Genomic DNA, 13913 nt, shown 5'->3' with positions numbered 1-13913 from the left:
TCTTTATAGTTATCCAACACAGCGGCGTTCTTACTATTACCATAAAAGATGACATCATATTCATGGAACAAAACAAACCGATATTCTATGATGTTGTATCTCCAAACGAGTTCATCGACTGTTTTGACATTAAAGCTGTAGACAATAAATACCCAATTCAAATTGTCTCCACAGGCTTAAAAGATATTTTAATTCCTATAAAAAGCGAAACACGATTACATGCACTGCAACCTAATTTTGAAAAAATTAAAGAAATCAGCAAGTATTATAATGTTGTCGGGATGCATCTATATACTTTTAATGACAATCGAATGATATGCAGAAATTTTGCTCCACTCTACGACATCAATGAAGAAGCAGCGACTGGAACTTCAAACGGTGCATTAGCTTGCAATCTTTATGAACAGCACTACTTGCAAAAAGAAGTCTATGTATTTGAACAAGGTTATTCTTTACACTCGCCTTCCGAAATATTAGTTAAATTAGCAACCAATAGCAAGAATAAAATAGAAAAAGTTTATGTTGGCGGCAAAGGCTATTACTGTGAAACTAAGTGTATAAATGTAGAAAATATTGAGTGAAAATAAAAAAACACCGAATAAAAAGATTGAGAAAATAATTTCTAGTACTAACTTTTTTAAAGTTAGTACCTTATCCTTTTCTAACTCTACTGTAGATTTGAAATAAAGTTGGGACGAAACATCCCTTTAGATTATATTGGTCTAAAGGGGTGTTTTTATGTCTATAGAGCGAGTTGAGCTGGTTGTCCCGTACGTTTCCGTTTCTTTACCTTTATACGACATTGCCAGCCGTATTTTTGCATCACACGTTGCACAGTTTTCTCACCAATGCCTATAAGTAATTCTGCGATTTTTCGATAGATTTGTTGGCCACGAAGATTCTTGTGTGTTAATTTATTTTTATCGACCTTCCATCGGTAATATGACGAACGAGCTACACCTAAATGACGGCAGATTTCACCAATTGGCATCATTTCTTTTAATTCCTCTACTAGCTCTACTACAACTTTTGGGACCACTTCCTCTCCAACTCTGCGTACTTTTTTAACACTTCAATTTGTTGCTTTAAATAACGATTCTCTGCTTGTAACTTAGCGGTTTCACTTTCATATTCAGGTCCTTTGCCAAATGTATATTGTTTTCCTACAGGCTGTTCAAGACGATGTAATTCGCCGTTCCTGTACCATTTCATCCATGTTTTTAACTGAGAATGGTTACGAATATTTAGCCCCTCTAGTACTTGTTTTATTGTAAACAAATTGTTGACTTTTAATAAAAAACATTTGGGCACTTTTTTTATTATATTGAAACTAATATAAATGTTGTTACGACTATAGTTTGAATGGGAATAGGAGGTGTTTGCTTGAGTGAGCATTTAACAGCAATTATGGATGAGCATGGTGAATATTGCTTACGGGTGGCCTATCTCTATGTGAATGACTGGGCCGTAGCGGAGGAAATCGTTCAGGATGTATTTTTCGCCTATTATTGTCAACAGGAGCGCTTTGAACAACGGTCCTCATTGAAAATATATTTAGTAAAAATAACTGTACATAAAAGTCACGACTATTTACGAAGCTGGAAAAATAAACGGCATATGTTATTAGAAAAATTGCATATTGGCGTGAGTAAGCGAACACCTGAAAAAGAATTAGTAGAGAAGGATAATCGTCGGATTTTGACAACAGCTTTATTTGAACTTCCAATAGCTTATAGGGAAGTACTTATTCTTTACTATTATCAAGAATTAAAAATACGAGAGATTGCAGAAATCCTAGCATCCACGGAAAATACAGTAAAAACTAGATTACGTAGAGCAAGACAAAAGCTACAAGAAAAACTAGATAGAAATGATTGGGAGGTGTTAGGGGATGACATTCTTTAAGAACAAATTGGATAAAGAGCTTGGTGAAGCGCCACGGTTTTCACAGCCATTACAAGAGCGCATTTTACAGCATGTTAAGCACAACACGAGAAGAAGCAGGCAATATCCATTGATAGCTATTGGAGCAGTCATGATAACACTACTGTTGTTATATGTAATAGGTCCTTGGGGACAAGTGGAAACTACGAAACATGCTACGATTGTTGAATTAGCAGAACAGGCAGAAATTAAACAGTTTACTATGGTACAGAATTGGGATGAGGAATCCTTTAAAGCTGGAAGAGCTGGTTGGATTATAGGACAGCAAGCGTATAAAGAAGAATCAGAAAGAAAATTGCTGAAACAAATATTTCAACAAGCTACTGTTACACTGAGGGATAATAATTTTATCGCTTATGCGAAGAGTGATATATGGGTCGAGTTTGATAATGAGCAGGTCATAAAGCTAAAGATGTACTTAAAGGATACCGAATTAGTTTTCACGGATCAACAGACAAACATATCTTACAAAGTAAAGAATGAAAACATAGCGTCTGCTTATAAAAATCTTGTACAGAAAAGTGAATTTACTATTAACAGTTCAGAATTAATTACTTTTTTAATTATTTTTATCTTTATTGGGTGGCTAGTTGCTAAACTTTTGCGAAGGAAGTTTAATATTCCTAAAGAGCCGAAATACGTAAATGAAGGTCATCAACGCTCCGTGTATATCTTGAAATTTCTGAATGTAATTTTTATTTTTTTATTTTCAATAAATGGATGGCTCTTGTATACAGCTGCTACAAGTGCATTTTTGGCTGTAGTTATAATAAGTTCTATAATGATTGAGTATTACTATGGTCGCGAAGAGAAAAGACATTATGTGTCAATTATTTCTTCCATTGTAATGCTTCTAGCTTTTTTTATATTCTTTATGTATATTTTTTAGCTGTATTCGGTTAGCAAAATGAAAGATGAGCTGGGCATTGAGCTCGATTGAAACCGAGCTCATATGTTTCGACTATCCATATTTTCAGTCTGAAGCAAAAATTGAGCTATACATGAGATTATAAAGCTAACAGCTAGACCATATAAAAAGTTAAAGTATAAACCAATACCGACACCGATTATTATAGAAAGAAATATTGCAAACCAACTATGCTTATGAATTATTCGCTTTGTAAATAAAAGAATAATGATAAAGGGCAGCATGGTGATGTGAAGAAAAGCAAAGATGTAAATAACCCCTAAGATTGTCATATCGATTGATAAAAATAAGGTAAACGAGAATAGTATAAGGCCTATCAAGTAGTAATAATAGGGTTTTTTTGTGGAAAAGAAGCGTTTCGTTGCTCGCATTTCAACAAGTAAGGTTGTCACAATAGCTAAAAATGTAAAGACAAAAAAAGCAAAAGTAAGGAAACCTGGCTGTACCTCATATAAAAAGGTAAGGACTAAAATTTGAAATTGTCCATAAGAGCCGCTATATAGGGCGATCATTAAGACGGCAGTAAAGGATAAAGTTAATAAAGCTAAAATAATGCCTGCCGAAAATAAACTTCGACGTATTTTTTTAGGTTTTATAAAGGCAATTAGAAACCATGTTGATTTATCGAACAATACTTGTCCTAAAATTGCTAATTGTAAAACAACATAAAACAAAAGGATTTCACTGTTTTTAAAATAAAACAAATATGGATGATACAATCGAATTCCTTCATATACAGTACTAGCACCATTTTGTACAAAATAAAAAATAGGGATAAAAATAAGTAAAGAAAAAAGTATAACGATAAATAAAATATCCATCCATAATATTCCTTTTATCGATAGGAATCGATCCAATAATAACATCCCGATTAAAAATAAGATTAGTGTTATCGGCACTGGTATATTAAACATAATTGTTGATAAAACACTAACAGTTATTAATTGAATTAGCCATATTTCAACGCCTGTTACTAAATAGAAAAATTGTAAGACTTTTAAATTAATGCCACTTAATTTTTCCTGTATTTTCAGAATCAAAAAACTTTGTTCGTTTTGGCTTTGCGTAAAGCCACTTCTCTTTAAAAATGAACCAAGCACAATAAAAGATATGGCTGTTGCTAGTGTGTAACAAATGCCTGCCATAAAACCATAAGAAATAAGGGCAGAAGGAGAGGACAATAGTAAATTACCATTAATCCATCTTGCTAAAAGAATAATGACCCCTGCTGCTGTGCTTAAACTTGCAAACGGTATGAGCGATGAAGATTTTTTTAACATACAATTAATACCCTTTACTCATTTTAGAGGTTTTATATTGGCGAGGTGATTGATGATATTTTTTCTTAAAAGCTACACTAAAATAGTGTTGGCTATTGAATCCACAGCTCTCAGCAATAGCAGACATACTTGTGTCTAGATTTTCACTTATTTTTTTGATAGCCATCTCTAAGCGATAATTATTAATATATTCATTAATGCCGATGGATTGCTCCTCCAAAAATTTACGACTTAAATAGCTAGGATTCAAATGAATTTTTTCAGCAATAATATTTAAACTTAGCTTTTCATGATAATTTTCATGAATATAGGACAGAGCACTTTGAATGGCATCATGGTTAGAGCTCCATACTTTATATTTCTCCACGATAGCATCTAACTCACTAGCGATAACAGGTTTTGTAAGATAATCCTTAACCCCGATACGTAATGCTTGTTGGGCATATTCAAAGGTCTGATAAGCTGTCACCATAATAATGTCTACTTCATAAAGTTCTTTTAATTCCTTGCTCAAAGTGATTCCATCTTTCCCAGGCATTTGAATATCCAAAAAGGCGATAGTCATACGGTGTTTTTTAGCTAATTGCAGAGCTTGTGAGGCATCCTGAGCAGTATGGAATGTCCAATTAGGGAAATGAGGCTTTAACAAATAAATCATTTGCTCAAGCTCTAACGGCTCATCATCTGCGATTAATATATTCATGGTGAGGTTCTCCTTTCACATTCAAATTTCTAGAAAGCCTAAGCGGGAACATGGATCGTTACAGTGTAAAGCTGTTCATAATTTTGAATCGAGAATAAAATATTTTCGAGTCCATAAATGAGCTCAAGTCGTTTTCTAATATTTTCAAGACCATAGCCTTGCTGCAATTCATCCTCTACCTGCTCAATAACAGTTTCTATTTTTTCTGATGGTTGTGTATTTTTTATTTCTATTAATAAAAACTTGTCCATTTTTTTGATAAAAATGGATAGCTCTGCAGGTCCTATATGTTGTTCAAAGCCGTGTTTATACGCATTTTCAATAATGGTCTGGAGAATAAATGGAGGTATTTGTACGGATAGGGCTGCATCATCGACATACTTGTGGATCGTTAAACGATGCCCAAAGCGTAGTTGTTGAATATTTAAGTAGCTATCGACAAATTGTACCTCGTTTTTTAAAGCAATTAACACCTCGTGATTATTGTATTTAAATTTAAAAAACGTTGCTAAGGACTCAATGCCCGCAACCAAATCTTCCTTCCGATTGATGCGGGCAAGGCTCAGTAATGAATTTAAGGCATTAAAAAAGAAATGTGGCTGTATTTGCTGATTTAATTGCAGAATATTGGCTCTTTGTAAATCCTGCTCTAACTCTAAATGCCTTTTTTCTTCCTCAAGGCTATCAATTTGTTTTTCAAATATAAAAATAAACGTAAGCAGAAAAGCTCCAATAATTGGAGCAATTACACATAGGAGAATATATATGTTGAAGGTTTCTAGTTGTAACATAATGACCTCTCCATTTATTTTATTAGTGTAAGTTACATTAAACTAAATTTTCTGCAAAATGGCAAGCTACCTTATGCGTTGCAGAAATTTCTCGTAATGCTGGCACCTCTGCTTTACATTTATCTGTTGCGAATGGGCAACGCGTATGGAAGCTACAGCCAGTAGGAGGATTAAGTGGTGAAGGTAGGTCCCCCTTCAAAATAATGCGCTCTTTGCGATGGTGCTTATCGATTACTGGAATCGATGAAAAAAGTGCTTTTGTATAAGGATGATGTGGCTGTGAAAAAAGTGAATGCTTATCAGCGATTTCTACCACTTTTCCAAGATACATGACCATAATTCGGTCTGAAATATGGCGAACGACGCTTAGATCATGAGAGATAAATAAAAAGGTTAAATCTAAATCTTTTTGTAGTTGCTTCAGTAAGTTTAAAATTTGTGCTTGAATGGAAACATCTAAGGCAGAAACCGATTCATCACAAATAATTATTTTTGGATTGACAGCAAGGGCTCTTGCAATACCAATACGCTGACGCTGTCCACCTGAAAATTCATGTGGATAGCGCTCTAAGTATTCAGGACGTAAACCCACAAGCGACATTAACTCAATCATGCGTGCCTCTTGTTGCTCTGGTGGTACTATTTTTTGAATTGACATAGCCTCCATTAACATTTTACGAATTGTTCGTCGCGGGTTGAGAGATGCATAGGGATCTTGGAAAATAATTTGTATATCCTTACGCGCAGCTCGCAGCTCTTTTTTGTTCATGTTCACTAGGTTTTTACCGAATAACAACACTTCTCCAGCGGTAGGCTCGTCCAATCTTAAAATTGAACGACCAGTTGTTGATTTTCCACAACCCGATTCTCCAACGATGCTGAGTGTTTCTCCAGGAAGAATTTCGAAGGACACACCATCCACAGCTTTAACAACCTGCTGTGGACCTAAAAGCTTTTCTTTTTTTAAGAAAAAATGTTGCTTTAAATTATTTACTTCTAATAGAGGTTGCTGCTTTGTTGTCATACTGTCATCTCCTTCATATGTGTTTCGCCTTGCCATTCATTACTGTACATCCAGCATCTTACTTTTTTCTCTGGTTCAACAGTAAGGAGTTCAGGCTGTTTTTCACGGCATAAATCTGTAGCAAATGGACAGCGCTCTGCATAACGACAGCCAATTGGGTAATTGTATGGGCTTGGAACGGTTCCATGAATAGTAGATAGTTCCTCTTGATCTTCATATAGCTTTGGTAAGGATTGAATGAGTCCATTCGTATAGGGATGTAACGGTTTTTCAAAAAGACTTTCTGTTGTACCTTCCTCTACAACTTGACCCGCATACATAACGGCTATTTTATCGCATATTTCTGCAACTACACCAAGGTCATGGGTAATGAAGATTATACTCATCCCTAATTGTTTTTGCAGATTTTGAATAATATCAATAATTTGAGCCTGAATGGTCACATCTAGAGCAGTTGTCGGTTCATCAGCAATTAACACGTCTGGTGTACAGGCAAGTGCCATTGCAATCATAATGCGTTGACGCATCCCGCCACTTAGCTGATAGGGCTCCTGTTTTGCTCTTTTTTCAGGTGCGGGAATCCCAACAAGACGAATCATGTCGACAGCCTTTTGCCATGCTTCTTTGCGTGATAAACCTTGGTGCAAACGTATAGATTCAGCAATTTGCTCCCCAACAGATAACACGGGATTTAAGCTTGTCATTGGCTCTTGGAAAATCATTGATATTTTATTGCCCCGTATTTTGCGTAATTCTTCATCTGATAATTTCAAGATATCTGTATTATTTAAGAGAATTTCACCATTGATGATTTTACCAGGGGGTGAAGGTACTAAACGTAGTAATGATAGGGAAGTCATTGATTTCCCACAACCAGATTCTCCAACAATGCCTAATGTTTCTCCTTTTTGAAGTGTAAATGACACACCGTCAACTGCTTTGGCGACTCCCTCACTTGAATAGAAATAAGTTTGTAAGTCTTTTACTTCCAACACTGTTTCTTGTTTCATCTTTTTTCCCCTCCCTAGTTTAAATCCATTCGCTTATTAAAGAATCGATACATAATGTCTACGAAAAGATTAATGAAAACGAATATTAATGAGGCGACAAGAACGCCACCCTGAACGACTGGTATATCTCGTGTACGAATAGCATCTACAATCATTCGCCCTAATCCATTGACAGCAAAAACAGATTCTACTAATACTGTTCCACCAAGTAAACTACCAAACTGTAAACCTACAACTGTAATAACGGGAATTAAGGCATTGCGTAATGCGTGCTTTAAAATGATAATGTAACCTTTTAAGCCCTTTGCTTTGGCAGTACGAATATAATCCTGGTTCACGACCTCTAACATACTAGAACGAGTCATCCGTGCAACGATGGCAGCACCACCAGCACCGAGCGTAACAGCTGGAAGAATAATATGTTTGGCACTATCCCAGCCTGCCACAGGAAGCCAGTGTAATTGTACAGAGAAAACATACATTAATAAAATACCTAACCAAAAACTTGGTAGAGAAATCCCTAATAATGCAACAACCATTAATCCAACATCCATAAATGAGTAGGGGCGGATTGCTGAGATGATGCCCGCAATAAGCCCTAGAACAATTGTGATTAAAATACTATAAAAGGCTAGCTCAATTGTGATAGGTAAACGAGCAGTAATTTCCTCGAATACAGGTTGGTTATTTTTTAACGAATTACCCATGTCACCTTGTAGTAGGTTTTTAATGTAATCTGTGTATTGAACAGCTAAAGGTTTATTGAGCCCTAAATTTTCACGTAATTCTGCAACAGTTTCCTGTGAAGCGCCTTCACCTGCTAAAATTATCGCTGGGTCGCCAGGGATCATCTGCATAATTAGAAAAACAACAAGCGTTACACCGAGCGTCACAGGGATAATTTGAGCAAGTCGTTTTAAGATAAATAATGTCATGGTCTTCTCTCCTTTAATTTTTCATTCTAGGGTCTAAAGCATCGCGTAATCCATCACCAAATAGGTTAAACCCGAGTACAAGTAAAGAAATCATAATACCTGGGAATAACGCCATATAAGGAGCGGTAAACAGGAAATCACGACCGTTTGATAGCATGGCACCCCATTCTGGAGATGGTGGTTGTGCACCTAGTCCTAAGAATGATAGTCCTGCTGCAGATAAAATAGCAGTTGCTAAGCGCATAGATGCTTGAACAATAATCGGTGATAAAATATTCGGGAATATATGCTTGATTAATATAGTCATGTCATTTGCTCCAAGTGTTTTAACCGCATCAATATACTCCAACTTTTTCACTTCCATTGTCGATCCACGTACAATACGTGCAAACATTGGAATAGAGAAAAAGCCAACTGCAATTGTTACATTAATAAGACTTGGTCCTAATGCACTGATAATCGCTAAAGCTAGTAATATACCTGGAAAGGCAAGCATGATATCTAAAATACGACTAATAATAGAATCAACCCATTTGCCATAGTAGCCAGAGATGAGCCCTAAAAGTGTTCCAATTGTTCCACCAAACAACACAGCTGAAATACCAACACCAATAGATAAACGTGAGCCATATAGTATTCGGCTTAAAATATCTCGTCCTTTGTCATCAGTGCCCATTAGGTGATCTAAACTCGGTCCCTGTAATTTTTGATCTAACTGTACGTCAAAGGGATCGTAGGGGGCTATAATTGGCCCAATGAGAAACATCAATATATAGAGAAGAATGATGATGCCTCCTGCGACAGCTGCTTTATTTTTTTTGATTTTATTTAGGAATGAAACAAGATTCTTTTTTCTAGATGCCTTGCGTGCATTCACTAAAACAGAATGATCGATAGTAGTAGTTACTTTATTCATACCGAATGCTCCTTTTCTATTTGATGTGATTTCAATTTAGTGAAAAGCGTAAAGAATGTAAATATTTTAGAGTATATTAGTCAGAAAATTAAAAAAACACGTAAAAATTTTAAAAAACAAGTGAATTTTATTTCTTTATAATTCGAAATGTAAGTATCAAATCACACAAGGAGGAAATGTTTATGAAGAAAATGAAGCTGTTTTTATTCATGACTCTAATTACAGTTCTAGTTTTGCAGGCATGCTCGACTGCTAGTAATAAAAGTGCAGAGGGTTCCAAAGAGGGGGCAAAAAGTGTAGGAGGGGAATTGGTTATTTTAAGGGCTTCGGATGCGACAAGCCTTGATCCACACTTTATTACAGATATTCCTTCAGCAAATATTATTCATGGCAAGGTATACGAAACACTTGTTGCTTTTGATAGAGATCGAAAAATTGTTCCATTACTTGCAAAAGAGTGGGAGCAAAAAGATGATGTTACTTGGACATTTACATTGAATGAAGGCATTAAATTCCATGATGGAGCAGATTTTAATGCAGAGGCTGTAAAAGCTACATTTGATCGTATTTTAGATCCTGCAACTGGTTCACCACAGCGTGATAAGTTATCAATGATTAGTGAAGTAATAGTAGATGATACGTATATTGTGACATTGAAGTTAAAAGAACCATATGCACCGCTTTTATCTATTTTAGCAAGCCAAGAAGGAAGTATGATCAGCCCGAAAGCTATTGCGGAAGCGGCAGATGAATTAGCAACATATCCAGTAGGGACAGGTCCATTTGTATTTGAATCTTGGAAATCTGGACAGGAAATTACACTAAATACAAATAAAGATTATTGGGGCAATGTTCCGAAAGTAGATAAAGTAACATTTAAAGTGGTACCAGAGGATTCTACTCGTTTAGCAATGATTGAAAGCGGAGAAGCCCATATTGCTGAGCAAGTACCAGTAACAGAAATAGATCGCATTGAAAATTCACCGTCTATGAATCTATTCCGTGCAGAAGGACTTGCAGTAGAATTCATTGGTTTCAATGTGAAAGACTCTTTATTATCTGATGTTAAAGTACGTCAAGCAATAAGCTATGCAGTTGACCGTGAAGCAATTATTAGCGGAATTTATGATAATGTAGGGACACTTGCGAATTCAGCAATGAGTCCAAAGGTGATTGGCTATTCAAGTGAAACGAAGGCATATGATTATGATGTTGTAAAAGCAAAACAGCTTTTAAAAGAAGCAGGAATTAAAGAAGGAACGAAAATTAAACTTCTAACAAGTGATCGTAAAGAACGAATTAATATGGCAGAGGTTGTGCAATCGCAATTAAAGGGCATTGGCTTAGATGTAGATATTCAAGTTATGGAGTATGGTGCATTTATCTCAGAAATCACAAAAGAGCAGCATCAATTGTTTATAAGTGGCTGGGGCAATGCTACTGGTGACGCTGATTATAACCAATACAATCTATTCCATTCAGCCTCTATGGGTGCACCAGGAAATCATTTCTATTACAGTAATCCTGAGATAGATAAGCTAATTGAGGAAGGACGCTCTGAATCCGATCAAGCAACTCGTAATGAAATCTACAAAAAAGCAATGCAAATGGAGTTAGAAGATGCTGTGTATATGCCAGTTCGTAACTATGAGCATTTAGCAGTTTACAGCAATGCTGTGAAAGGTTTCTGGTTAGATGCATCAAACTACACAATAATTAGTGGCGTTGAAATTGTAGAATAATCAAACTTGGTGATCAATAAAATACCAATTAGGAGGAAACTATGCGTAAACTACTGCTGAAAAATGTGAGATTAGAAGAAGCTTATGAGTACGAAAATGAACATATTGTCGGAACTCGTACAGCTATTTATGATGTCCTAATTGAAGGTGGACATGTCCAACAAGTGGATAAAAATATAGTGGTTGACGGAGATGTAGAGGTATTGGATGCTCAAAAGCAACTACTAGTTCCTTCATTCCGTGAAATGCATATTCATATCGATAAAACTTATTTTGGTGGAGAATGGCAGGCACCAAGACCGATTACAAAAGGGATATTAACGCGTATTGAAGAAGAAAGAACGCTTTTACCAAAACAATTGCCAACAGCTGCCTTTCGAGCAGAAGAAATGGTCAAGTGGCTAATAGCACAGGGACATACACATATTCGCTCCCATTGTAATGTGGATCCACAAATTGGGGCAAAGCACATTGAAATTACGAAACAAGTTTTAGAAAAATATCAAGATCAGATCACCTATGATATTGTAGCGTTCCCACAACATGGCTTACTACGATCCAATGTGGAAGAACTTATTCGTGAGGCAATGACAATGGGGGCAACGCTTGTTGGTGGCGTTGATCCATCCATCGTTGATCGAGATATTGAAAGATCACTACAAACAACAATGCAAATTGCACAGGACTATAACGCTGGTATCGATATTCATATTCATACACCCAATACATTGGGAGAATTTGAATTTTATAAGTTGATTGATTTGACAAAACAGGCTAAAAAAGAAGGACAGGTTACAATCAGTCATGCGATGGCACTAGCTGATTTACCACAGCCTCAGCTAGAAAGCCTAGTACAAGCGATGGCTTCTGTACAAATGGATGTGACAACAACAGTGCCTGTGGCTATTAATCGCTCTACAATTCCAATTCCCTATTTATATGACAATGGAGTAAACGTTTCGGTAGGGCATGATAGCTTAACAGATCATTGGTCCCCTTATGGTACAGGAAATACAATTACAAAATTAAATATTATGGCAGAAAGATTTCGTTTCATGGATGAATATTCTTTAAGTCGTGCATGGAAATATGCTTCTGGCGGTATAACACCTCTTAATGATAAGGGTGAGCGTGTATGGCCAAAGGTTGGTGATGCTGCGAATATGCTTTTAGTAGATGGCGTGAGCTCAGCCCATATTGTGGCTAGAAGATGCCCGATATCTACTGTTATTTCACAAGGCAAAGTAATTCATCAGCAGGAAGTGGGAGAGTTGAAAGGAGAATTCAGATGAAGCAATGGCTTACAAACGTTCTACTTGAAACAGGAGAATATATAAAAGAGAATGAGACAGTTGGCACGAAGGTTGAGCTTTTTAACCTTGAGATTACTGATGGTTTTATCTCACAAATCATATCTGCAGCACAACCCATTGATTCTTCACAACAGGTTACAGATATGAAGGGGAAGCTACTATTACCTGCTTTTAAGGAAATGCATAATCATTTAGATAAAACGTATCTTTCCTTACCTTGGAAAGCGGTAGTACCAGCAAAAAACCTAAAGGATCGACTGGAGCAAGAAGCAAGAGAGTTACCTATTTTAGCTACTACAGGCAAACAGCGTGCTCTTGCTATGATTGAAAAAATAATTAGTAATGGCACTAATCATATTCGGACACATGTCAATATTGATCCATATATAGGGTTGAAAAATTTAGAGGGTGTACTAGCAGCCTTAGATGACTATAAAGATATTGTGACAGCTGAGGTCATTGCCTTTCCACAGCACGGCTTATTACAGGATGATGTGCCAAAGCTACTACGTGAGGCATTACGTAACGGTGCTACAATGATTGGTGGGCTTGATCCAGCAGGAATAGATAACACCATTGAACGTTCTCTTTACGGGACAATGGATATTGCACATGAATTTAATGTTGATGTTGATATTCATTTACATGATGGAGGACATGTTGGCTACTATACAATTGACAAATGGATTGATATTGTCGAAGAGGCAAATTATCGAGGACGAACAGCAATTAGCCATGCCTTCGCACTAGGAGATGTCTCTCTAATGGAGCAGCATACAATTGCTGATAGACTCGCACAGCAACAAATAAAAATCATGTCAACCGTACCATTTAATATTAATCGTGTAATGCCACCGATTGATTTATTGTCAGTGCATGGTGTCGATGTTCATTTTGGTTGTGATGGATTTTATGATTCATGGAGTCCATATGGTTCAGGAGATGTATTAGAAAAAGCAACTACCTTCGCAGATATAACTAGAAAACTTGATGAACGCTCTATTCGCCAAGTATTGAAATATATTACAAATGGTATTACACCATTGAATACAGATGGTCAAATGGTTTGGCCAAATGTTAAAGATGAAGCTAGCTTTGTATTCTTTGATGCGGTATCAAGTGCTGAGGTCATTGCTAGAAGACCAATAGATCGAATTGTGATGTCTAAAGGAAAATTTATTCGCTAGACATTGGAACTGCATACTGTGTAGTTGCCAATTTAAATTATACCCCCTTATACAAATTTATATAGATGAAAATCCGCTTACATTCCGTGCTACCGTTTCGCTATCATACCGATTGCGCTACTTTGCATGGAAAGCGAAGC

The 13913-nt window shown here is 36.3% G+C and carries 14 protein-coding genes and 1 pseudogene; 6 read left to right on the top strand and 9 right to left on the bottom strand.

From position 1 onward, the window contains the following. Positions 1 to 17: 17 nt before the first annotated feature. Positions 18 to 581, top strand: a pseudogene (locus AC2CGN_RS11225) (PhzF family phenazine biosynthesis protein); the annotation flags it as partial. A gap of 161 nt (positions 582 to 742) precedes the next feature. Here AC2CGN_RS11225 and AC2CGN_RS11220 read toward each other — a convergent pair. Both AC2CGN_RS11220 and AC2CGN_RS11215 read right to left on the bottom strand, forming a co-directional pair. After that, positions 743 to 1039: a hypothetical protein gene (locus AC2CGN_RS11220; RefSeq protein ID WP_429982789.1), complete on the bottom strand. Its 297-nt coding sequence runs from the start codon at positions 1037 to 1039 to the stop codon at positions 743 to 745. Further along, complete coding sequence (locus AC2CGN_RS11215) at positions 1021 to 1212, bottom strand: hypothetical protein (RefSeq protein WP_484513889.1); 192 nt, start codon at positions 1210 to 1212, stop codon at positions 1021 to 1023. The genes AC2CGN_RS11220 and AC2CGN_RS11215 overlap by 19 nt, the downstream gene beginning before the upstream one ends. 171 nt (positions 1213 to 1383) lie before the next feature. Between AC2CGN_RS11215 and AC2CGN_RS11210 the strand changes: the two genes are divergently transcribed. Next, entirely contained in the window at positions 1384 to 1905 is a 522-nt protein-coding gene (locus tag AC2CGN_RS11210) for a sigma-70 family RNA polymerase sigma factor (protein WP_484513887.1), read from the top strand. A gap of 7 nt (positions 1906 to 1912) precedes the next feature. Beyond that, complete coding sequence (locus AC2CGN_RS11205; RefSeq protein ID WP_484513885.1) at positions 1913 to 2833, top strand: DUF4181 domain-containing protein; 921 nt, start codon at positions 1913 to 1915, stop codon at positions 2831 to 2833. 59 nt (positions 2834 to 2892) lie between these two features. On the opposite strand, the gene AC2CGN_RS11200 is transcribed toward AC2CGN_RS11205, so the two are convergent. Genes AC2CGN_RS11200 through AC2CGN_RS11170 form a run of 7 tightly spaced genes read right to left on the bottom strand, consistent with a single transcriptional unit; the run spans position 2893 to position 9531 of the window. Then, positions 2893 to 4152 (bottom strand): permease, encoded by a 1260-nt coding sequence (locus tag AC2CGN_RS11200; RefSeq protein ID WP_484513883.1) that lies wholly within the window; start codon positions 4150 to 4152, stop codon positions 2893 to 2895. Positions 4153 to 4156: 4 nt separating this feature from the next. Next, positions 4157 to 4855, bottom strand: a complete 699-nt coding sequence (locus AC2CGN_RS11195; RefSeq protein WP_286923379.1) for a response regulator transcription factor — start codon at positions 4853 to 4855, stop codon at positions 4157 to 4159. 38 nt (positions 4856 to 4893) lie between these two features. Continuing rightward, complete coding sequence (locus tag AC2CGN_RS11190) at positions 4894 to 5646, bottom strand: sensor histidine kinase (protein WP_484513881.1); 753 nt, start codon at positions 5644 to 5646, stop codon at positions 4894 to 4896. A gap of 37 nt (positions 5647 to 5683) precedes the next feature. Then, a complete protein-coding gene (locus AC2CGN_RS11185) occupies positions 5684 to 6670 on the bottom strand; it encodes an ABC transporter ATP-binding protein (RefSeq protein WP_429982783.1) in 987 nt (328 codons plus the stop codon). After that, positions 6667 to 7680, bottom strand: coding sequence for an ABC transporter ATP-binding protein (locus AC2CGN_RS11180; protein WP_429982782.1), 1014 nt, complete (start codon positions 7678 to 7680; stop codon positions 6667 to 6669). The genes AC2CGN_RS11185 and AC2CGN_RS11180 overlap by 4 nt, the downstream gene beginning before the upstream one ends. Positions 7681 to 7694: 14 nt before the next feature. Then, positions 7695 to 8615 (bottom strand): nickel ABC transporter permease, encoded by a 921-nt coding sequence (gene nikB / locus AC2CGN_RS11175; RefSeq protein WP_429982781.1) that lies wholly within the window; start codon positions 8613 to 8615, stop codon positions 7695 to 7697. A gap of 13 nt (positions 8616 to 8628) precedes the next feature. After that, positions 8629 to 9531 (bottom strand): ABC transporter permease, encoded by a 903-nt coding sequence (locus AC2CGN_RS11170; RefSeq protein ID WP_484513878.1) that lies wholly within the window; start codon positions 9529 to 9531, stop codon positions 8629 to 8631. A gap of 182 nt (positions 9532 to 9713) precedes the next feature. Between AC2CGN_RS11170 and AC2CGN_RS11165 the strand changes: the two genes are divergently transcribed. The 3 genes from AC2CGN_RS11165 to AC2CGN_RS11155 are packed head-to-tail and all read left to right on the top strand — an operon-like array spanning position 9714 to position 13773. Beyond that, positions 9714 to 11273, top strand: coding sequence for a glutathione ABC transporter substrate-binding protein (locus AC2CGN_RS11165; RefSeq protein WP_484513877.1), 1560 nt, complete (start codon positions 9714 to 9716; stop codon positions 11271 to 11273). A 41-nt stretch (positions 11274 to 11314) separates the two neighbouring features. Beyond that, complete coding sequence (locus tag AC2CGN_RS11160) at positions 11315 to 12565, top strand: amidohydrolase family protein (RefSeq protein WP_484513875.1); 1251 nt, start codon at positions 11315 to 11317, stop codon at positions 12563 to 12565. Further along, the gene (locus AC2CGN_RS11155; protein WP_484513873.1) at positions 12562 to 13773 is read left to right on the top strand and encodes an amidohydrolase; all 1212 of its coding nucleotides are present in this window, start codon (positions 12562 to 12564) and stop codon (positions 13771 to 13773) included. Before AC2CGN_RS11160 ends, AC2CGN_RS11155 begins: the two co-directional genes overlap by 4 nt. Positions 13774 to 13913: the final 140 nt, after the last annotated feature.

This window comes from Lysinibacillus sp. DFXJR4, from assembly GCF_057196045.1.
This window is presented reverse-complemented; position numbering and strand designations above follow the sequence as displayed.